This window comes from Kitasatospora sp. NPDC001119 (assembly GCF_053598475.1).
This window is the reverse complement of the sequence record NZ_JBSFKI010000046.1, coordinates 14,029-32,727: the sequence shown is the minus strand read 5'-3', so window position 1 is coordinate 32,727 and position 18,699 is coordinate 14,029. Positions and strand designations below refer to the sequence as shown.

Here is an 18,699-nt window from a genome sequence, read left to right as displayed (position 1 = left end):
CGCCCGCTCCGCCGGTACGTCGGCCCCAGCACCGCCAGAGAGCTCCAGAACCGTCAGAGAGGAATCGTTTCCCATGCCCCGACAGGCAGATCCGGTCGTCGAAACCCCGGCAGGAGCCGTGCGCGGCGTCCGGGACGGGTCCGGCGAGCGCTACCGCGCCCTGCCGTACGCGGCGGCACCGACCGGCGCCGGCCGCTTCGCCCCGCCCGTACCGCACCCGGGCTGGTCCGGCGTCCGCGACGGCACGCGGCCCTCGCCGACGGCCCCGCAGCCGGTCCGCGCCTTCGACCGGCTCGACGTGAGCCCCTACTTCGGGCCCGGCTGGGCGCCCGGTGCGGAGTACCTGACCGTCGACGTCCACACGCCCGCGGCCGACGGCGGCCGCCGCCCGGTCATGGTGTTCGTGCACGGCGGCGGGTTCATCACCGGCTCGAACCGCGCCGCCCTCTACGACGGCGGCGCGTTCGCCCGCGACGGCGTCGTCCTGGTGACGGTGAACTACCGCCTCGGCATCCCCGGGTTCCTCGACCTGCCGGGCGCCCCGGCCAACCGGGGGCTGCTCGACGTGCTCGCCGCACTCGGCTGGGTACGGGACACGATCGCGGCGTTCGGCGGCGACCCGGGGAACGTCACCGTCTTCGGGGAGTCCGCGGGCGCGACGCTGGTCTGCGCGCTGCTGGCGGCGCCGGAGGCCGACGGGCTGTTCCGGCGGGCGATCGTGCAGAGCGGCAGCGGCACCGGCGCGTTCACCCCGGAGCAGGCGGGGCGGGTCACCGCCGTCGCGGCCGCCGAGCTGGGCGTCGAAGCGACCGCCGAGGCGTTCGCCCCGATCCCGGACGAGCGGTTGCTGACGGTCCTGCCCGCGCTGCTCGGCCTCGACCTGCGGACGGACACCGCCACCGACCCGCTGGCCGGGCTCAGCCCGCTCGGCCTCGTCCTGCCGGTCCAGCCCGCTGACGCCCTCGCGGACGGACCGGCCCGCGACGTCGACCTGCTCATCGGCACCAACACCGAGGAGGCGAACCTCTACCTCGTGCCCGAGGGGGAGCTGGAGTCCACCACGGAGGCCGACCTCCGCGCCGTCGCCGCCGGGCTGCTGGCGGATCCGGCGGCGGTCCTCCCTGCCCTGCGGGCGGCGCGGCCGGGCGCCACGCCGGGCGAACTGCGCTCCGCCGTGCTCGCGCACGCCCTGTTCGAGGCCGGGACGGCGCGCATGGCGGAGGCCCACGCCCGGATCTCGGGCGGCCGCCGCACGTACCGCTACTCGTTCGGGTACCGCTCGACGGCCCTGGACGGGCGGCTCGGCGCCGCCCACACCGTCGAGCTGCCCTTCGTGTTCGACCTCGCCGACGAACCCTGGCTGCACGGGGACACCGGCCTGCTCGGCCCCGACCCCGCCCCGGTCGGACTCGCCGCCCGGGTGCACGGCGCCTGGGTCGCCTTCGCCGGGACCGGGGACCCGGGCTGGGCCGCCTACGACCCGCGGCAGCCCGTGGCGGAGGCCCTCGGCGGCTGAGCGGGGCACGGAGGTCCGACCACCTGTAGCCCGCCCGCCGACCGGGCCCGGCCCGCACCGCGAGCGCAGCGGTACGGGCCGGGCCCGGTCGGCCCGTCGCGGTCAGCTCAGGGTGCGGCTCGCGGCGGCGTCGTACGGGAGCAGGTCGGCGAAGCGGCCGGAGAGGACCTTGGCGGCCCACTGCGGGTCCTGGAGGAGGGCGCGGCCGACGGCGACCAGGTCGAACTCGTCGCGCTCCAGCCGGTCGAGCAGGTTGTCGAGGCCCTGGACCCCGGAGCCCTGGCCCGCGAAGGCGCGCATGAAGTCGCCGTCGAGGCCGACCGAGCCGACGGTGATGGCGGGGCGGCCGGTGAGCTTCCTGGTCCAGCCGGCCAGGTTGAGGTCCGAGTCGTCGAACTCGGGGACCCAGTAGCGGCGGGTCGAGGCGTGGAAGGCGTCGACGCCGGCCTCGGCGAGCGGGGTGAGGATCGCCTCCAGTTCCTGCGGGGTCTCGGCGAGGCGGGCGTCGTAGTTCTCCAGCTTCCACTGCGAGTAGCGGAAGATCACCGGGAACCCGGGGGAGACGGCCTCGCGCACGGCGGCGACGAGCTCGGCGGTGAACCTCGTCCGGGCGACCGGGTCGCCGCCGTAGGCGTCGGTGCGGCGGTTGGTGCCGGCCCACAGGAACTGGTCGAGCAGGTAGCCGTGGGCGCCGTGCAGCTCGACGCCGTCGAAGCCGATCCGCTCGGCGGCCGCGGCGGCCTCGGCGAACGCCCCGATGACGGCGTCGAGGTCGGCCCGCGTCATCGCCCGCCCCGTTCCCTCGGTGCCGTCCAGCCGTATGCCGGACGGGCCGACGGCGGGGGCGTCGGCGAACGGCGGGTCGCCCTGCTTGCGCGCCATGCCGATGTGCCAGAGCTGCGGCACGATGGTGCCGCCCGCCGCGTGGACGTCCTCGGCGACGCGGGCCCACCCGGCCAGCTGCTCCTCGCCGTGGAAGCGCGGGATGGCGTCGCTCTGGCCGGCGGACTCGTGGCCGACGTACGTCCCCTCGGTGACGATCAGGCCGACGCCCGCGGCGGCGCGGCGGGCGTAGTACGAGCGCACGTCCTCGCCGGGCACGCCTCCCGGGGAGAACGAGCGCGTCATCGGCGCCATCACGATCCGGTTGGGCACGGTCAGCCCGTTGATCGTGACGGGCCGGGACAGGAGGTCGGCCGCGCGGGAGGCGGCGGGCTCGGTGACGGTCATGAGGATTCCTCGCGGTCGGCGGTGGCGGTGGCGGGCGCCAGGGCGGTGACGGTGATCGTTCGCCCGTGCCAACCGCCTTGGCGGCTCCCGCATTTCACCGTCCGCGCGAAGACCGCTGTGATCCGCGCCACGGTCTGTCGCGGGCTTCGGGACGGGGCCTCTCGACGGCTCCCGGCACCGGTCAGGGCCCGGCCGGGCGGTTCCCGGACGGGTCCGTGCGCGGTTCCGCCGTCATCAGGAGGTTCTCGGGACGGTTGGTGCTGGTCATGACGCCCCGTACCCGCGCTCCCGGGACGGGCGCCAGCCGCCAGCGGCCCGCGACGGCCGCGACCACGGTCATCATCTCGGTGCGGGCGAAGGACTCGCCGATGCACAGGTGGCTGCCGGCGCCGAAGGGGACGAACGCGCCGCGCGGGACGGGGGGCCGGTCGGGCAGCCAGCGGTCGGGGTCGAACCGCAGGGGGTGGGGGAAGTAGCGAGGGTTCCGGTGGAGGACCAGGGCGCTGAAGATGAACTCGGTGCCTCGGGGGAAGCGGTAGCCGCCGAGTTCGACGTCGGTGGTCGCGCGGCGGATCGTGATGCCGCCGGGGTTGCGGACGCGCAGCGCCTCGTCGACGACGCGGCGCGTGTACTCCAGCCGGGCCAGCCGCTCGGGGTCGAGGGGAAGGGCGACGTGGTCCCGCAGTTCCTGGTGGAGCCGCTGGTCGACGAGCGGGTGCCGGCCCAGCTCGTGGAAGAGCCAGGCGAGCCCGCCTGCGGCGGTCTCCGTGCCGGCGACCAGCAGGGTGATGAGTTCGTCGTGGAGCTGGCGGTCGGTCATGGCCTCGCCGCTGTCGGCGTCCCGGGCCTGGAGGAGCGTCGACAGCAGGTCCGGCCGCTCGCCCGTGCCGTCGGTGTTGTCGGAGGTGGAGGGGGCCCTGGGAGGGGGCCCTGGGAGGTGGCCAGTCCGTTCCCGAGGTAGGGGCGGAGCTTGTCGAAGGAGCGGCCCTTGGCGAAGCTCGCCGCGTCGGTGACCAGTACGCGGTGGACCAGCTCCGGGCTGGTCAGTACGTAGCTCGGCTTCGGGCCGAGGTGGGCGGCCACGATCCGGTCGTAGGCGGTGAGGCTGCCGAGGAACTCCAGCGGACGCCGCCACAGTTCCAGGGCGTGGCCGATCAGCGGGAGCCGCCCGGGAGCGACGGGAGGGGCCGGCGGACGGCTGGCGGTGGGCATCGTCGTTCCTCCGGTGCGGGGTCGGGACACAGTCTGCGGCCCGGTGCACCTCCTGCGAACCCTTCGCGCCGGGGCGCGCTGGTGGACTGCGCGGCGCACGGGGGCGGAGGTCGGCTCGCCCCGGTGGGCCGCGCGCGGACCGGCGAGGAGTCCCACCGGCCCGCCCCGGTCGACGGGTAGAGGAATCAGAGGAATCAGAGGAAGTACAGGCGGTTCAGCGGGACCTCCTCGGCGGGGTCGGACCGCAGGGGGGTGCCGTCGAGGGTGACGAGGCCTTCGCGCGGGTCGACGAGGACCTCGCCGAGGCGGCTGTTGCGGACCATGTCGCCCGGGCCGATGCCGCGGGTGTGGCGGACGGCGACGCGGCGTCGGCGGGTGGTCATGGTGTCGTATGGGCGGGCGTGGGTGCCGGACTCGGCGGCGGCGCGGCTGGTGAAGGCGACGGAGAGGTCCGCGGGGGTGGCGCCGTGGGCGCCGAACAGGGGCCCCATGACGAGGGGTTGGCAGGTCTCGGTGGCGGCGTTGGGGTCGCCGGTGACGCCGTAGGCGGGGAAGCCCGCCTTGAGGACCAGCTGGGGCTTGGCACCGAAGGACGCCGGGCGCCACAGGACGAGGTCGGCGAGTTTCCCGACCTCGATGGAGCCGACCTCGTGGGAGAGGCCGTGGGCGATGGCCGGGTTGATGGTGAGCTTGGCGATGTAGCGCAGCACGCGCTGGTTGTCGTCGTCCGGGCCGTCGCCCTCCAGCGGGCCGCGTTCGGCCTTCATCTTGCCCGCCACCGCGAAGGTGCGGCGCACCGTCTCGCCGGCCCGGCCCATGCCTTGGGCGTCGGAGGAGGTGATGCCGATGGCCCCGAGGTCGTGCAGCACGTCCTCGGCGCCCATGGTGCCGGCCCGGATGCGGTCGCGGGCCATCGCGGCGTCGCCGGGCAGGTCGGTCTTGAGCCCGTGGACGGAGACGATCATGCCGTAGTGCTCGGCGACCGCGTCCCGGCCGAAGGGGAGGGTGGGGTTGGTGGAGGAGCCGATGACGTTCGGCACGCCCGCCATCTTGAGGACGTTGGGGACGTGTCCGCCGCCGCAGCCCTCGATGTGGAAGGCGTGGATGGTCCGGCCTTCGAGGACCTTCAGGGTGTCCTCGACCGAGAGGCACTCGTTCAACCCGTCGGTGTGCAGGGCCACTTGGACGTCGTGGGCCTCGGCGACGGACAGCGCGGTGTCCAGGGCGCGGGTGTGCGCGCCCATGTCCTCGTGCACCTTGAAGCCGCAGGCTCCGCCCTCGGCCAGCGCCTCGACGAGCGGGGCGGGGTGGGAGGACGAACCGCGGCCCAGGAAGCCGATGTTGACGGGCCAGGCGTCGAAGGAGTTGAAGGCGTGCCGCAGCGCCCAGGGCGAGTTGACGCCGACGCCCCAGACCGGCCCGAACTCCTGGCCGATGATGGTGGTGACGCCGGAGGCCAGCGAGGCCTCCATGATCCGCGGGGACATCAGGTGCACGTGGGTGTCGATGGCGCCGGCGGTGACGATCAGGCCCTCGCCGGAGACGATGGCCGTCCCGGTGCCGACCACCACGTCCACGCCGTCCAGGGTGTCCGGGTTGCCGGCCCGCCCGATCGAGGCGATCCGGCCCTCCCGGATGCCGATCGAGGTCTTGCGGATGCCCTGGATCGCGTCGATCACCAGGACGTTGCTGATCACCACGTCGCAGGTGTCCCGGACGGCGGCGGCCTTGAGGTGCAGGCCGTCCCGGGCGGTCTTGCCGAAGCCGGCCAGGAACTCGTCGCCCGGCCGCTGGGAGTCGGACTCGACCCGGACGACCAGGCCGCTGTCGCCGAGCCGGACCCGGTCCCCGGCGCGCGGGCCGTGCACGGCCGTGTACTCGGACGCGTCGATGCTGCTGCTCACGGGTGCTGCTCCTGTCCTTCGCCGCTTGTTCCTGCGCCGGCCGTTCCGCCGTCGACCGTTCCCGCGCCGGCCAGTCCTTCGTCGGCCGCTCCGAGGTAGCCCTGTTCGGCGGCCCGGCGCAGCGCCTCGCGCCGCACCCGGGGCGAGTCCAGCGGCCCGTCGACCAGCCCGGCGAAGCCGATCGCGACCCGATCGCCGCCGATCGGCACCAGGCCGACCTCGACGGTGGCGCCCGGGTCGAAGCGCACCGAGGAGCCGGCCGGCACGGCCAGGTGCATCCCGTAGGCGGCGGCCCGGTCGAAGGCCAGCCGCGGGTTGGCCTCGAAGAAGTGGAAGTGCGAGGTGACCGAGACCGGCACCCCGGAGGTGTTGCGCACGGCGATGGTGCGGACGGGTTCCGGTCCGGTCGCGGCGTCGCCGTCGGTGAGGACGGCGCCGGGTGCGGCCTCGCCGAGGGCGCCGCCGCCGAACGGGTCGGCGATGACGGCGAGCCGGGTGCCGTCCTCGAACACGGCCTCGACGTGGATCTCGGTGACGAGGTCCGCCACGCCGGGCAGGACGTCGGCGGGGGAGAGGACGGAGCGGCCGCGCGCGACGGCCTCGGCCAGGCGCAGCCCGTCGCGGGCGGCCTCGCAGACGGTGTCCGAGACGAGCGCGGTGGCCTCGGGGACGTTGAGCCGCAGGCCGCGGGCGCGGCGGGCGCGGGCGAGTTCGGCTGCTGTGAAGATCAGCAGCCGGTCGCGTTCGGTGGGGGTCAGCTGCACGGGGGTTCCCTTCTCCCTCGGTGCGGGGCGGCGGGGGTCAGCCGGCCGGCTGGTCGTGGGTGGAGCAGTGGATGCCGCCCCCGCCGGAGGCGATGGTGTCGATCTTCACGGGGACGATCTCGCGGTCCGGGAACTGCTCCCGGAAGACCTCCTGGGCGTGGCCGTCGGCCTTGGCGTCGCCGAAGAGCGGCAGGTAGACGCCCTTGTTGCCGATGTAGAAGTTCATGTACGAGGAGACGAAGGCGTCGCCGCGACCGGTGATCCGGTCCGGGTCGGGCTGGCCGATCTCGACGACCTTGAGCTTCCCGCCGGTCGCGTCGGTGGCCTCGGCGAGGACGGCGCGGGCCTGGTCGGCGGAGCGGGACCAGACGTCGGGCGGGGTGCCGGGGAAGGCGCGGTCCAGGAAGACGACGCCGGGGGCGGCGAAGCGGGCGAGGCAGTCGACGTGGGCGTCGGTGATGTCCTTGCCCTTGACGCCCGCCAGCCAGATCACCTTGGTGAGGCCCAGCGTCCGCTTGAGCTCCGCCTCGATCTCGTCGCGGGTGCGGCCCGGGTTGCGGTTGTCGTTGACCACGGAGCTCTCGGTGACCAGCAGGGTGCCCTGGCCGTCGGTCTCGAAGGAGCCGCCCTCGGCGGTGAGCGGGGTCTCCAGCCGCTCGATCCCGTACTTCTCCAGGACGGTGCGGGCGATCCGGGCGTCGTTGGCGTGCTCCTGCTTCCCGCCCCAGCCGCTGAAGTTGAAGTCGACGCCCTTGACCTTTCCGCCCTCCTCGACGAAGACCGGCAGGGTGTCGCGGGCCCACAGGTCGTCCACCGGGACGGCGAGCAGCTCGACGTCCGAGCCGCAGGCGTTGCGGGCCGAGGCCTCCTGGCCGGGGCGGACGAGCAGGACCACCGGTTCGCGCTGTCCGATGGCCCGGGCCACGGTGGCGATGTCCCTGCGGACGGCGCCGAGCTGCTCGCCCCAGACGTTCTCGGAGGCGGGCCAGGCCATGAAGGTCCGCTCGTGCTTCTCCCACTCGCCGCCGAGCCGCCGGCCGCGAGCGGGGGCGGGGGCTGGCGCGGGGGTGGGGTCGGAGGCGGGCGCCGGGGGCTGCGCGGCGGGCTGTCCGGGGGTGCCGGAGGTCGGGGCCGCGGGGCCGGCCGGCTCGTCGCCGGCGGTGGCGCAGGCCGTCGCGCCGAGGGCGATCGCACCGGCTCCGGCGAGGGAGCGCAGCACCGTGCGGCGGGCGAGGGGGGACTGGGACACGGTGGACTCCGGTGGGGCTGGGGGGTGGATCCGGCGCGGCGGGGAGGGCGGGCTCCGGGGGAGCGGCCCACGCGGCGATGGTCGGCGGCGGACGAGGAGGTCGTCCGGGAGGACGCGGTCGGTCGGCAGCGCCGGGACCGACTCTCGCATTGACTGAAAAATCAGTCAAGCTTTACGGTGAAGTCACCCAAACCACCCCGAGACGACCGGGGGCGCCGTACGAGCGGCCCCGGTCACGACGACGAAAGGCCGGGTGAGGCGGCGATGCTGCGCAATGGTCTGGAGCCCTGGCACGTGCTGGTCACGGTGGCCGTGCTGGTGCTGCTGTTCGGCTCCAAGAAGCTGCCCGAGATGGCGCGCGGACTGGGGAAGTCGATGCGGATCCTGAAGTCCGAGACGGCGGCCCTGCGGGAGGACGGTGCGCCCGGCGGAGCGGTCACCGAGCCGCCCGGTGGAGCAACCGCGGGTTCGCCCGGCGGAGCGACGGCCGGTTCACCTGGCGGAGCGACGCCCGGTTCGCCCGGCGGAGCCGTCACCGAGCCGCCCGCCGCCCCGCAGGCCGGGCCGGTGAAGCGGCCGCTCTGACCGGCGGGCCCGTACACGAGCCCGCCGCCGACGCCGGGAGCCGTCGTCCCCCCCGCCGCCCGACGGGGGAACGACGGCTCTCAGCCGTTGCGGCGGTAGTGGTCCAGGGACACCCGGACCGGCCCGTCCGGGCCGGCGGTCGACAGCACGCGGACGACCGCGAGGTCCCGGCCGTCCGCGGACCGGACGCAGAAGGCGCCGCGCGGCCCGACGGCGGCGAACGGGATCCGCCCGGCCGGGCGGCTGCCGAGGCCCTTGAGGCACTCGGCCGGGCCCAGTCCGGCGTCCCGGCCGATGAAGGAGTCGGCGTTCTCCGGCACCAGGAACTCGCCCTCGCCGCGGCCGACGTACCAGGTCGCGCTGTCGGTCGGGACCACGGTGCCGGTGGCGAGGTCGAACTCGTAACCGGCGTCCGACGAGGTCAGCTCGACCGCGCGGTAGGCCGGGGCGTACTCGGGGGCGGGGGCGGACGGCGGTGCGGCGCCCGGCGCGACGGGGACGGACCGGGTGGGCGACGGCGACCCGGCGGGCGTCGGGGCGGCGGTCGGGGCGCCGGGCTCGGCGGCACCGGACACCGGGGCCTCGGCGGCCGAGGCCTCCCCCGACTCCTGGTCGTCGAGCAGCAGGGCCGTCGCGGCGGCGGCGCCGACGGCCAGGGCGACGGCGGCGGTCAGCGCGGTGCGCCCGAGGGCGCGTCTGCGGCCGCCCGCGCGCGGGGCCTGACGGCCTGCCGACACCTGCGACCCGGCGGGCAGCGGCCCGGCGGGTGCCGGGGCGGCTCCGGTCGCAGGCGCCGGCGCGAGCACCGTCGGCGTCGGCGGGGTGGTCGGGGCGAGGACCGTACGCGCCGAGTCCCACCCGGGCCCGGCGGCCCCGGGCCCCTCGGCCGGCACCCGCGGCAGCTCGGCGTGCCGGGTGATCTGGCTGGTCAGCGGGTGCGGCAGCCAGTCGTCGCCGAACCTGAGCTGCCCGCCCACGGCCGGGTGGCTCCGGGCGGCGGCGATCACCTCGGCGGTGGTCGGACGGTCCTCGGGCCGCTTGGCCAGGCACCGCAGCAGCAGCGCGCGCAGGCTCTCCGGGACCCGGCCGAGGTCGGGCTCCTCGTGGACGGTCCGGTAGAGCGCCGCCGGGTCCGGGCCGTCCCCGAACGGCGGAGCGCCGCCGGCGACGTGGACGGCCAGGGCGCCCAGCGCGTACACGTCGGTGGCCGGGGTCGCGGCCCGGCCCACGGCCTGCTCGGGCGCCATGTAGGCGGGCGAGCCGATCCGCAGGCCGGTGCCGGTCAGCGCGCTGGCGTCGGCCGCGCGGGCGATGCCGAAGTCGATCACCCGGGGGCCGTCGGAGGCGATCAGCACGTTGCCGGGTTTGAGGTCCCGGTGGACCACCCCGGTGGCGTGGATCGCCTGGAGCGCCTCGGCGATGCCGGCCATCAGCAGCAGGACGGTCCGTTCCGGGAGCGGGCCGTGGCGCTGCACCACCTCCTGGAGCGAGGGGCCCGGCACGTAGGTGGTGGCCAGCCAGGGGGTGGCGGCGTCCACGCCCGCGTCGACCACCTGGGCCGTGTACAGCCCGTGGATGCGCCGGGCGCTGGCCACCTCCTGGGCGAACCGGGCCCGGAACTCCGGGTCCCCGGCCAGTTCGGGCCGCACCACCTTGAGCGCCACCGGCCGGCCGCCGGGGGTGTACGAGAGGTAGACCCGGCCCATGCCGCCGGCGCCGAGCCGGGCGGCCAGCAGGTGGCCGCCGACCTCGCGCGGGTCGTCGTCGGCCAGCTCCTGGAAGACCGGCTGGAGGGCGAAGGGGGACCGGTCAGCGGACATGCGGGCTGCCTCTCTCGGCGGTCAGGGGGCGGCACGGGGGCCGGACAGGCCGGACGGGCCGGAAACGGGCGTACGGCACACGCGGCACGTACGGCACGCACGGCGCCGCAGAGTTTAGAGGTTTTATCAGGATCGGCCGAATCGGCCCCGGCGAGGGGTGTCCGACGCGGGAGCCCGACGGGAACGGTCCGCCCGCGGTGGCCCGGCTAGTCGCGCGCCAGCTCCGCCTCGACGGCCCCGCACAGCAGCCGGCGGGCGTGGTCGAGCGGCAGCGAGCCGCTCAGCCAGCGCACGCTCAGGCCCTCGACGAGGGCGGTGAGTCGTTCGGCGGCGGCCGCGTGCGCCGGGGCGGTCCCGCACGGATCGGCCCGGGCGAGCAGTTCGGCGATGTCGTGCACCCAGGTGTGGGTGGTCCGCGCCAGGTCCTCGCGCAGGTGCGGTTCGAAGACCGCGGTGGCTCTCAACTCGCCCCAGGCGGTGCTGTTCTCCCGGACGTCCGGGCTGTCCTGGAGTTCCCGGAGCAGTACGCGTTCGAGGTCGGCCCGGGGGCTCTCGGCGCGGGCCGGGGCGGGCTCCTCGTCGGCGGTGTAGTGGTCCGCGCGGTCGCTGATGTGCGCCAGCGTCTCCCGGAGGATCCCGGCCCGGTCGGTGAAGTGGTAGTAGATCAGCGAGGTGGACACCCCGGCCTCGGCGGCGAGTTCGCCCACGCGCAGTCCGCGTACGCCGCGCCGGGCGATCACCCGGGTCGCGGCCTTGAGTATTTCCGTCCGACGGTCCGACATGGGCGCCCACTCTACCGGGCTTCCCGGCTGGTCAGACAGGTTCCTGATGATCGTTTCAGGGGTTTCCATCAGCTTTGCCTCCAAGTCTTGACTGAATTTTCAGTACGGTAGAGGATGCGGGGCAACCCCCATGCCTCCCGCATCAGCCAGGGAGCGCCCCGTAGACCCCCACCCCCTCCCGGACACCACCGACGGCCACGTCGCTGCCCGGCGCACCGCGCCGCGCCCGGAGGGGCCCGAACAGAAGAGGTTTCCCGTGACGTACCGAATGCCCGCGGAGTGGACCGAGCACGAGGGCTGCCTGATGGCCTGGCCCGTCCGCCCGGACCTGTGGGGCGACACCCTCGACGAGGTGAAGGGCGAGTACGCGGCCGTCGCCCGCGCCATCGCGCAGTTCGAACCGGTCACCATGGTGGCGCCGCCCGGCCACGGCGAGGAGGCCCGGGCCCGGTGCGGCGAGGGCATCACCGTGGTCGAGCTGCCGACGGACGACTCCTGGTTCCGCGACTCCGCGCCGATCTTCGTCCTCGACGGGGACGGCCGCCGGGCCGGCGTGGACTTCCGCTTCAACGCCTGGGGCCGCAAGCACAGCCCCTGGGACGCCGACGACCGGATCAGCGGCCTGCTGCTGGAGCACCTCGGCACCCCGGCGATCCGCTCCGAGATGATCCTCGAGGGCGGCGCGATCACCGTCGACGGCGAGGGCACGCTGATCACCACCGAGCAGTGCCTGCTGCACCCCAACCGCAACCCGGAGATGACCCGGCAGGAGATCGAGGCCGAACTGAAGGCGCGCCTCGGCGTCACCAAGGTGGTCTGGCTGCCGTACGGCGGGGCGCTGGACACCGAGACCGACGGGCACGTGGACGGCGTCTGCGCGTTCGTCGCCCCCGGCAAGGTCGTGGTGCAGCTCCCGGCCGACCCCGCGCACCCGGACCACGCCCGGATGCGGGCCAACCGCGCCGTGCTGGAGCACTCCACGGACGCCCAGGGCCGGCCCTTCGAGATCGTCGACCTGCCGCAGGCCGCCTTCGTCGAGGTCGACGACCGCGAGGTCGAGGTCGGCTACCTGAACTTCTACCTCGCCAACGGCGGCGTCGTCGTGCCGGTCGCCGACCACCCCGAGGACGCGGGCGCCCTGGCCGTGCTCGCCGCCGCCTACCCGGACCGGAAGGTCGTCGGCGTGCGCGCCCGCGTGATCGCCTACGGCGGCGGCGGCGTCCACTGCATCACCCAGCAGATCCCGGCCGCCCACGCCTGACCCCTCGCCAGCGAACGGAGACCCCACCCTCATGACTCCCACCGCGCCCGCGAGGGGCGCCGGAGCCCGCGGCCGGCTCGTCCTCGCCACCGCCCTGCTCTCGGCGGCGGCCCTGGTCGCCGCCTGCTCCGGCCCGCCCCGCGGCGGCGCCGACCAGGCGGCGGTCCGGCTCTCCGCCGACACCCCGCCCGCCAAGGGCGAGCTCGACTCGTTCACCTGGGCCACCTACGCCGAGCCGCCCACCCTGGACTACCTCCAGGCCTTCGACTACCCGCAGAACACGGTGCTCTCCAACGTCTGCGAGAGCCTGATGCGCTGGACCCCCCAGCTCACCCTGGCCCCCGGCCTGGCCGAGAAGGCCTCCAACCCCGACCCGGCGACCTGGGTCTACGACCTGCGCTCGGGCGTCCACTTCCACGACGGCACGGTGATGACCGCCGACGACGTCGTCTTCAGCCTCGGCCGGCAGATGAACCCGGACAACGCGGCGGCCTGGGCGCAGGTGTTCCAGAACGTCGAGTCCGTCACCAGGACCGGCCCGCTCCAGGTCACCGTCAAGCTCAAGCAGCCCGACTCCCAGTTCCCGCAGTACATGGCGACCGCCGCCGGCGTCGTCGCCGCCAAGGCGGGGGTGGAGGCCGCGGGCAAGGACTACGGCACCAGCGGCGGCCTCGACTGCACCGGCCCCTTCATGCTGGGCACCTGGGCCAAGGGCCAGTCGATCGAGCTCCAGCGCTTCGACGGCTACTGGGGCGCCAAGGCCAAGTCGAAGAAGGTCGTGTTCAGCTTCCTCACCGACGCGTCCGCCCGCACCAACGCGATGCTCACCGGCGACGTCGACGGCGGCTACCTGATCCCCACCGAGAGCTACGACCGGCTGAAGCGCGAGGGCCCGGGCACGCTCTACTTCGGCGAGGGCCTGAGCACCGTCAACCTCAACGTGACCAGCATGAACGGCCCGCTCGGCGACCTGCGGGTCCGCCAGGCGCTCTCGCTGGCCCTGGACCGCTCCGGCTTCGTCCGGACCGGCCTGGCCGGCGCCGGCACCGTCACCGGCTCCCTCACCACCAGGGCCGCCTGGGCCGGCGCCCCCGAGGACGTCCGGAAGGCGGCCTTCGACCACCTCACCCCCACCGCCCCGGACATCGACCGGGCCAAGGCCCTGGTCAAGGAGGCCGGCGCCGAGGGCAGGACGCTCACCGTCGCCACCAGCACCATCGGCCAGGACGTCTCGCTGCTCGCCACCGCCGTCCAGGCCGCCGGAGCGAAGATCGGCCTGAACGTCCAGCTGAAGACGATCGCCCCGAACGCCTTCACCGCGCTGTTCACCGACGCCAAGGCGCGCGAGGGCATCGACCTGTTCCCGGAGACGTACTACGACTCCGTCACCGACCCGCTCGACCTGCTCGCCAACTTCCGGACCGGCGCCTACCAGAACTACGCCGGCTTCAGCGACAAGGCCTACGACGACCTCGTCGACCAGGCCACCGCCGAGTACGACCCGGCCAGGCGCGGCGCGATCGAGGCCAGTCTCCAGCAGACCGCCTCCGAGCGGCTGCTGTGGATCCCGGTCGCCGAGTGGCCCACCTCCGTCTTCCTCAACAAGCGCGTCACCGGCGCCCCCACCACCATCTCGTACATGTACTACCCGTGGGCCGCCGACGTGGGGGCCGCCCGGTGAACTTCCTGAGATTCGCCGCCCGGCGGCTGGCCGAGATGGCCGCCACCCTGCTCGGCGCGTCCTTCGTGGTCTTCGGCGCGATGTACCTGGCACCGGGCAACCCGGCGAGCTTCCTGCTGTCCGGCCGGTCGGCCTCCCCGGCCGCCCTGCAGGCGATCAACGAGCAGTACCACCTCGACGACCCGTTCCTGGTGCGGTACTTCCGCTGGCTCGGCCAGGTGCTGCAGGGCGACTTCGGACGCTCCATCACCTACCGCACCGACGTGTCCCGGCTGCTCGCCGACCGGCTGCCCGCCACCCTGACCCTGGTGGTCATGGCCCTGCTCGTGGTCGCCGTCCTCGGCCTGGCCCTCGGCTGGATCGGCGCGGTGCGCGGCGGCGCGACCGACTCGGCGGTCCTGCTCTCCACCACGCTCGCGGTCGGCACCCCCTCCTTCGTCGCGGCCGTCCTGCTGCAGGGCCTGTTCGCGGTCAAGCTGGGCTGGTTCCCGACCAGCGGCACCGGCGACGGCTTCGGCGACCTGCTGTGGCACCTCACCCTGCCGGCGGTCGCCCTCGCGCTGTACCTGATCGGGATGCTCGCCCGGGTCACCCGCTCGGCGATGCTGGACGCCCTGGAGGGCGAGCACGTCGCCGTCGCCCGCAGCCGCGGCGTGCCCGAGCGCGAGGTGATCCGCCGCCACGTGTTCCGCAACTCGCTGGGCACCGTGCTGACCACCGGCGGCCTGATCGTCTCCACCCTGCTGGTCTGCACGATCCTGGTGGAGTCCGCGTTCAGCATCGGCGGCATCGGCCAGCTCCTCGAACTGTCCACCACCACCAAGGACTTCCCCACCGTCCAGGCCATCTCGCTGCTGATCGTCGCCCTGTTCATGACCGTGAACCTGGTCGTCGACCTGCTCCACCCGCTGGTCGACCCCCGGGTCGCCCTCGGTTCGAGGAGGGCCGACGCATGAGTGTCGCCCTCACCCGCCGGCCCGGCCTCGGCCGCCTCAGGGCCGCCCGCGCCCCGCTCCACCTGGCCTGCCTCGGCCTTGTCGCCCTGGTCGTGCTCGCCGCCCTGCTCGCCCCCTGGATCGCGCCGGACGACCCGAACGCCGTCGACCTCGGCAACGCCCTCGCCGGCCCCTCGCCCGACCACCTGCTCGGCGTCGACGCCGCCGGCCGCGACACCCTCTCCCGGCTCCTGCTCGGCGCCCGCACCTCCCTGCTCGGCCCGCTCGGCGTGGTCGCCTTCTCCACCGTCGCCGGCGTCCTGGTCGGCCTGGTCGCCGGCTGGCGGGGCGGCTGGCTCGACTCCGTCCTCTCCCGCGGCACCGAACTGGTCTTCGCCTTCCCCGGCATGCTGCTCGCCATCCTGATCGTCTCGGTGTACGGGGAGGGCCTCCTCGCCCCCGTCGTCGCCCTCGCGATCGCCTACCTGCCGTACGTCTCGCGGCTGACCCGCTCCCTGGTGCTGGCCGAACGCGAACGGCCCTACGTCGCCGCGTACCAGGTCCAGGGCCACTCCGCCGCGCAGATCTGCCTGCGGCACGTCCTGCCCAACATCGCCCCGATCGTCCTGGCGCAGTCCACCATCAACTTCGGCTACGCCCTCATGGACCTCGCCGGCCTCTCCTTCCTCGGCCTCGGCGTCCCCGCGCTCACCCCCGACTGGGGGCGGATGGTCTTCGACGGCCAGACGGCGATCCAGCACGGCTACCCGCTCTCCGCGATCCTGCCGTGCGTCCTCCTCGTGCTCACCGTCGTCGCGTTCAACGTCGTCGGCGAGCGCTGGGCCGACCGCGTCGCCCGGAGGAGCCGATGAGCCGGAGAACGACGAACCGGAGAACGACGAACCGGGGGACCCGACGAACCGGCGCAGCCCCGAACCGGAGGACCGCGTGAACGCCCTCGACATCCGGGGCCTGCGGCTCCGCCTGCCCGGCACCGCCCGGCCCGTCCTCGACGGGGTCGACCTCGCCGTGGGCCCCGGGGAGACCGTGGCCCTGGTCGGCGAGTCCGGCTCCGGCAAGAGCCTCACCTCCCGCAGCGCCCTCGGCCTGCTGCCGCCCGGCGCCACCGCCGAGGGCAGCGTCCTGGTCGACGGCGAGGACGTCCTGACGATGGGCCCCGACCGGCTGCGCGCCCTGCGCACCGGCCGGGCCGCCATGGTCTTCCAGGACCCCAGGGCCGCGATCAACCCGCTGCGCCGCGTCGGCGACTTCCTCACCGAGGGCGTCCGCCTCGGCGGCCGGACGAGCCGGGAGGACGCCGAGCGGCGCGCGGTCGAACTGCTCGACGCCGTGGGCCTCGGCCCGGAACTGCTGCGCCGCTACCCCGGCCAGCTGTCCGGCGGCATGCTCCAACGCGTCATGATCGCCGCCGCGCTGATGGGCGACCCGGTCCTGCTGCTCGCCGACGAGCCCACCACCGCGCTCGACGTCACCAGCCAGGCCGAGGTGGTCGCGCTCCTCGACCGGCTGCGCCAACGCTTCGGCACCGGCCTGCTGTTCGTCACCCACGACCTCGGTCTCGCCGCCGCCATCAGCGACCGGGTCCACGTCATGTACGCCGGGCGGATCGTCGAGAGCGGCCCCGCCGAGGCGCTCTTCGCCCGGCCCCGCCACCCCTACACCGCCGCGCTGCTGGCCGCCACCCCGGGGCTGGACTCCGGGAGCGGCCGACTCGCCGCCATCGACGGCCAACCACCGGACCTGCGCGAGGAGTTGACGGGCTGCGCGTTCGCCCCCCGGTGCCCCCGGGCGACCGCCCTGTGCCGCGAGGAGACCCCGGCGCCGGGCCCGGTCGCCTGCCACCACCCGCTCGAAGGGAGCCGCGCCGATGCCTGAGGCCGTACTGGAGGTCACCGGACTGTGCCGGACCTTCGGCACCGTACGGGCGGTGGACGACGTCTCCTTCACCCTCCCGGCCGGCGGATCGCTCGGCATCGTGGGCGAGTCCGGCTCCGGCAAGACGACCACCGCCCGGATCGTCGTCGGCCTCGAACAGGCCGACGAGGGGCGGGTCGCCGTCCGGGGCCGGGCCCGCGCCGGCCGGGTGCGGGGGAGGGCCGGGCGGCTGGCCCGCGCCCGTGAGGTCCAGATGGTCTTCCAGGACCCGTACCTCTCCCTGGACCCGCGCACCAGCGTCGAGGCCGTGCTCCGCGAGACCCTGCGGCTGCACTTCCCCGGCACCGACCACGCGGCCCGGATCCGCGAACTCCTCGACCAGGTCGGCCTCGGCAGTCGGGCGGCCGACGCGCTGCCCCGGCAGCTCTCCGGCGGCCAGCGCCAACGCGTCGCCATCGCACGGGCGTTGGCCGTCCAGCCGGCCGTCCTGGTGCTGGACGAGGCGGTCGCCGCGCTGGACGTCTCCGTGCAGGCGCAGGTCCTCAACCTGCTCGCCGACATCCGCGAACGGACCGGCATCGGCTACCTGTTCATCACCCACGACCTCGGCGTCGTCCGCTGCGTCACCGACGAGGTCGTCGTGATGCGCCACGGACGGATCGTCGAATCCGGCCCCACCGCCCACGTCCTGGACTCCCCGCAGCACGCCTACACCCGGCTGCTGCTGGAGTCCGTCCCCCGGCCCGGCTGGGATCCCGACCGGATCGCCGCCGCGCGCCGCGCCTTGTAAGACGGCTCCGGCCCGGCAGGTGGTGGGACCTGCCGGGCCGGAGCGACCGAGCAACACCGGCGGGCGACGGCGGGCGGCAGTGACCCTGCCGGCCCGGCGCCACCGCCGCAGGAAGGACGACCGTGCAGGTCACCACCGACGACACCAGCGCGACCGACCGGGCCGCGCACCGATCCCCCCGCCGCCGTTGGCGGTTCGCCGCCGTCCTGGCGGTGGTCGTCACCCTCTGCGGGTCGGGCATCGGGCTGTACCTCAACGAGCGCGACACTCGCGAACAGACCAGGGAGCTGGCCGTCCCCGCGACGCCCGACTGGATCGAACTGGACGTCACCGCCCAGGACGTGGACCCGACCGCCCAGCAGCTGACCCTCTACGTCACCCCCGTCCCGCACGGCAGGTTCGCCGCCGGGCCGGACTCCCAGACCTTCGCCCGCCCCGTCGAGATCACCGTCACCGGCACCCCCAAGGTGACCATCCGGGCGGCCGAGGGGGAGGCCGCGGCGTCCCAGCTCGTCCAGGTGGGGACGTACGACGGTACCAAGACGGACTACCCGTTCGACCGCTACCGCGCCGAGGCCGGCTTCACCGCCACCAGCGGGGGCGCGGCCGTGCCCGTCGGCCTGGTCCTCACCGACACCGACCCGTTCTTCGTACTGCGCCCGCAGGCCACCACCGCGAACTCCGGCGCCGTGACCCTGGACGCGCGGATCACCCGGTCCCGCAGCACCTTCATCCTCTCCTGGTTCATGATCGCGGCCATGTGGGCCATCGCCCTGGCCGTCCTCGGCGCCGCCGAGGTGCTGTACCGCAAGCGCGAGGGGCTGGTCTGGCCCTCCCTGGGCTGGATGGCGGCGAGCCTGTTCGCCCTGATCGGCATGCGCAACGCGGCCCCCGGGGCGCCGCCGATCGGATCCCTGATCGACTACGTGGCGTTCTTCTGGGCCGAGGGCCTCATCGCCGCCAGCCTGGCCTGCACCGCCTGGTCCGGCATCCGCACCGAGCACCGGCTGCGCCGCGAGCGGGAGGCGGTGACCGAGGCAGTGTGAGCCGAGGCGGTGTGAGCGGATTCCCCCG

17 protein-coding genes are annotated in these 18,699 nt (G+C 74.7%); 9 read left to right on the top strand and 8 right to left on the bottom strand.

All coding sequences use genetic code 11. The annotated features are described in order from the left end of the window. The first annotated feature begins 73 nt into the window (after nucleotides 1-73). Nucleotides 74-1,516 (top strand): carboxylesterase/lipase family protein, encoded by a 1,443-nt coding sequence (locus ACWDD9_RS37370; RefSeq protein WP_449814038.1) that lies wholly within the window; start codon nucleotides 74-76, stop codon nucleotides 1,514-1,516. 102 nt (nucleotides 1,517-1,618) lie between these two features. Here the strand turns inward: ACWDD9_RS37370 and ACWDD9_RS37365 are convergent, their stop codons facing one another. The 6 genes from ACWDD9_RS37365 to ACWDD9_RS37340 all read right to left on the bottom strand — a co-directional run bounded on the left by ACWDD9_RS37365 (nucleotide 1,619) and on the right by ACWDD9_RS37340 (nucleotide 7,875). Then, nucleotides 1,619-2,746 carry an NADH:flavin oxidoreductase gene (locus ACWDD9_RS37365; RefSeq protein WP_375875346.1) on the bottom strand — a complete coding sequence of 376 codons (1,128 nt, stop codon included), beginning with the start codon at nucleotides 2,744-2,746 and terminating at the stop codon, nucleotides 1,619-1,621. A 181-nt stretch (nucleotides 2,747-2,927) separates the two neighbouring features. After that, complete coding sequence (locus tag ACWDD9_RS37360) at nucleotides 2,928-3,611, bottom strand: cytochrome P450 (RefSeq protein WP_449814061.1); 684 nt, start codon at nucleotides 3,609-3,611, stop codon at nucleotides 2,928-2,930. Further along, on the bottom strand, nucleotides 3,563-3,958 hold the full coding sequence (locus ACWDD9_RS37355; protein WP_049649854.1) for a cytochrome P450: 396 nt from the start codon (nucleotides 3,956-3,958) through the stop codon (nucleotides 3,563-3,565). Before ACWDD9_RS37355 ends, ACWDD9_RS37360 begins: the two co-directional genes overlap by 49 nt. Nucleotides 3,959-4,152: 194 nt before the next feature. Beyond that, on the bottom strand, nucleotides 4,153-5,862 hold the full coding sequence (locus ACWDD9_RS37350) for an urease subunit alpha (RefSeq protein WP_074004626.1): 1,710 nt from the start codon (nucleotides 5,860-5,862) through the stop codon (nucleotides 4,153-4,155). Then, nucleotides 5,859-6,626: an urease subunit gamma gene (gene ureA, locus ACWDD9_RS37345; RefSeq protein WP_449814037.1), complete on the bottom strand. Its 768-nt coding sequence runs from the start codon at nucleotides 6,624-6,626 to the stop codon at nucleotides 5,859-5,861. The genes ACWDD9_RS37350 and ureA overlap by 4 nt, the downstream gene beginning before the upstream one ends. Nucleotides 6,627-6,663: 37 nt before the next feature. Next, nucleotides 6,664-7,875 carry an agmatine deiminase family protein gene (locus tag ACWDD9_RS37340; protein WP_449814036.1) on the bottom strand — a complete coding sequence of 404 codons (1,212 nt, stop codon included), beginning with the start codon at nucleotides 7,873-7,875 and terminating at the stop codon, nucleotides 6,664-6,666. Nucleotides 7,876-8,139: 264 nt separating this feature from the next. Between ACWDD9_RS37340 and tatA the strand changes: the two genes are divergently transcribed. Further along, nucleotides 8,140-8,460 (top strand): Sec-independent protein translocase subunit TatA, encoded by a 321-nt coding sequence (gene tatA / locus ACWDD9_RS37335; protein WP_387974446.1) that lies wholly within the window; start codon nucleotides 8,140-8,142, stop codon nucleotides 8,458-8,460. A gap of 80 nt (nucleotides 8,461-8,540) precedes the next feature. Here the strand turns inward: tatA and ACWDD9_RS37330 are convergent, their stop codons facing one another. Next, nucleotides 8,541-10,280, bottom strand: coding sequence for a serine/threonine-protein kinase (locus tag ACWDD9_RS37330; RefSeq protein ID WP_449814035.1), 1,740 nt, complete (start codon nucleotides 10,278-10,280; stop codon nucleotides 8,541-8,543). A 206-nt stretch (nucleotides 10,281-10,486) separates the two neighbouring features. Further along, the gene (locus ACWDD9_RS37325; RefSeq protein ID WP_049650842.1) at nucleotides 10,487-11,062 is read right to left on the bottom strand and encodes a TetR/AcrR family transcriptional regulator; all 576 of its coding nucleotides are present in this window, start codon (nucleotides 11,060-11,062) and stop codon (nucleotides 10,487-10,489) included. Between the two features lie 256 nt (nucleotides 11,063-11,318). Here ACWDD9_RS37325 and ACWDD9_RS37320 point away from each other — a divergent pair, with 256 nt between their 5' ends. The 7 genes from ACWDD9_RS37320 (at nucleotide 11,319) to ACWDD9_RS37290 (ending at nucleotide 18,671) form a co-directional block, all read left to right on the top strand. Next, complete coding sequence (locus ACWDD9_RS37320) at nucleotides 11,319-12,323, top strand: agmatine deiminase family protein (RefSeq protein WP_241853060.1); 1,005 nt, start codon at nucleotides 11,319-11,321, stop codon at nucleotides 12,321-12,323. 31 nt (nucleotides 12,324-12,354) lie between these two features. Beyond that, complete coding sequence (locus tag ACWDD9_RS37315; RefSeq protein WP_449814034.1) at nucleotides 12,355-14,004, top strand: ABC transporter substrate-binding protein; 1,650 nt, start codon at nucleotides 12,355-12,357, stop codon at nucleotides 14,002-14,004. Next, the gene (locus ACWDD9_RS37310) at nucleotides 14,001-14,960 is read left to right on the top strand and encodes an ABC transporter permease (protein WP_079272556.1); all 960 of its coding nucleotides are present in this window, start codon (nucleotides 14,001-14,003) and stop codon (nucleotides 14,958-14,960) included. The genes ACWDD9_RS37315 and ACWDD9_RS37310 overlap by 4 nt, the downstream gene beginning before the upstream one ends. After that, a complete protein-coding gene (locus ACWDD9_RS37305; protein WP_375875354.1) occupies nucleotides 14,957-15,811 on the top strand; it encodes an ABC transporter permease in 855 nt (284 codons plus the stop codon). Before ACWDD9_RS37310 ends, ACWDD9_RS37305 begins: the two co-directional genes overlap by 4 nt. A gap of 76 nt (nucleotides 15,812-15,887) precedes the next feature. Next, a complete protein-coding gene (locus ACWDD9_RS37300; protein ID WP_074004680.1) occupies nucleotides 15,888-16,835 on the top strand; it encodes an ABC transporter ATP-binding protein in 948 nt (315 codons plus the stop codon). Beyond that, nucleotides 16,828-17,625, top strand: coding sequence for an ABC transporter ATP-binding protein (locus tag ACWDD9_RS37295; RefSeq protein WP_049650845.1), 798 nt, complete (start codon nucleotides 16,828-16,830; stop codon nucleotides 17,623-17,625). Before ACWDD9_RS37300 ends, ACWDD9_RS37295 begins: the two co-directional genes overlap by 8 nt. A gap of 122 nt (nucleotides 17,626-17,747) precedes the next feature. Next, entirely contained in the window at nucleotides 17,748-18,671 is a 924-nt protein-coding gene (locus ACWDD9_RS37290; protein WP_449814033.1) for a DUF4436 family protein, read from the top strand. The last annotated feature ends 28 nt before the right edge of the window (nucleotides 18,672-18,699 follow it).

Bases quoted from the DNA above. Each gene is read 5' to 3' on its own strand.
- ACWDD9_RS37370 (WP_449814038.1), top strand. From the start codon at position 74: ATGCCCCGACAGGCAGATCCGGTCGTCGAAACCCCGGCAGGAGCCGTG.
- ACWDD9_RS37365 (WP_375875346.1), bottom strand. From the start codon at position 2,746: ATGACCGTCACCGAGCCCGCCGCCTCCCGCGCGGCCGACCTCCTGTCC.
- ACWDD9_RS37355 (WP_049649854.1), bottom strand. From the start codon at position 3,958: ATGCCCACCGCCAGCCGTCCGCCGGCCCCTCCCGTCGCTCCCGGGCGG.
- tatA (WP_387974446.1), top strand. From the start codon at position 8,140: ATGCTGCGCAATGGTCTGGAGCCCTGGCACGTGCTGGTCACGGTGGCC.
- ACWDD9_RS37330 (WP_449814035.1), bottom strand. From the start codon at position 10,280: ATGTCCGCTGACCGGTCCCCCTTCGCCCTCCAGCCGGTCTTCCAGGAG.
- ACWDD9_RS37325 (WP_049650842.1), bottom strand. From the start codon at position 11,062: ATGTCGGACCGTCGGACGGAAATACTCAAGGCCGCGACCCGGGTGATC.
- ACWDD9_RS37315 (WP_449814034.1), top strand. From the start codon at position 12,355: ATGACTCCCACCGCGCCCGCGAGGGGCGCCGGAGCCCGCGGCCGGCTC.
- ACWDD9_RS37305 (WP_375875354.1), top strand. From the start codon at position 14,957: ATGAGTGTCGCCCTCACCCGCCGGCCCGGCCTCGGCCGCCTCAGGGCC.
- ACWDD9_RS37295 (WP_049650845.1), top strand. From the start codon at position 16,828: ATGCCTGAGGCCGTACTGGAGGTCACCGGACTGTGCCGGACCTTCGGC.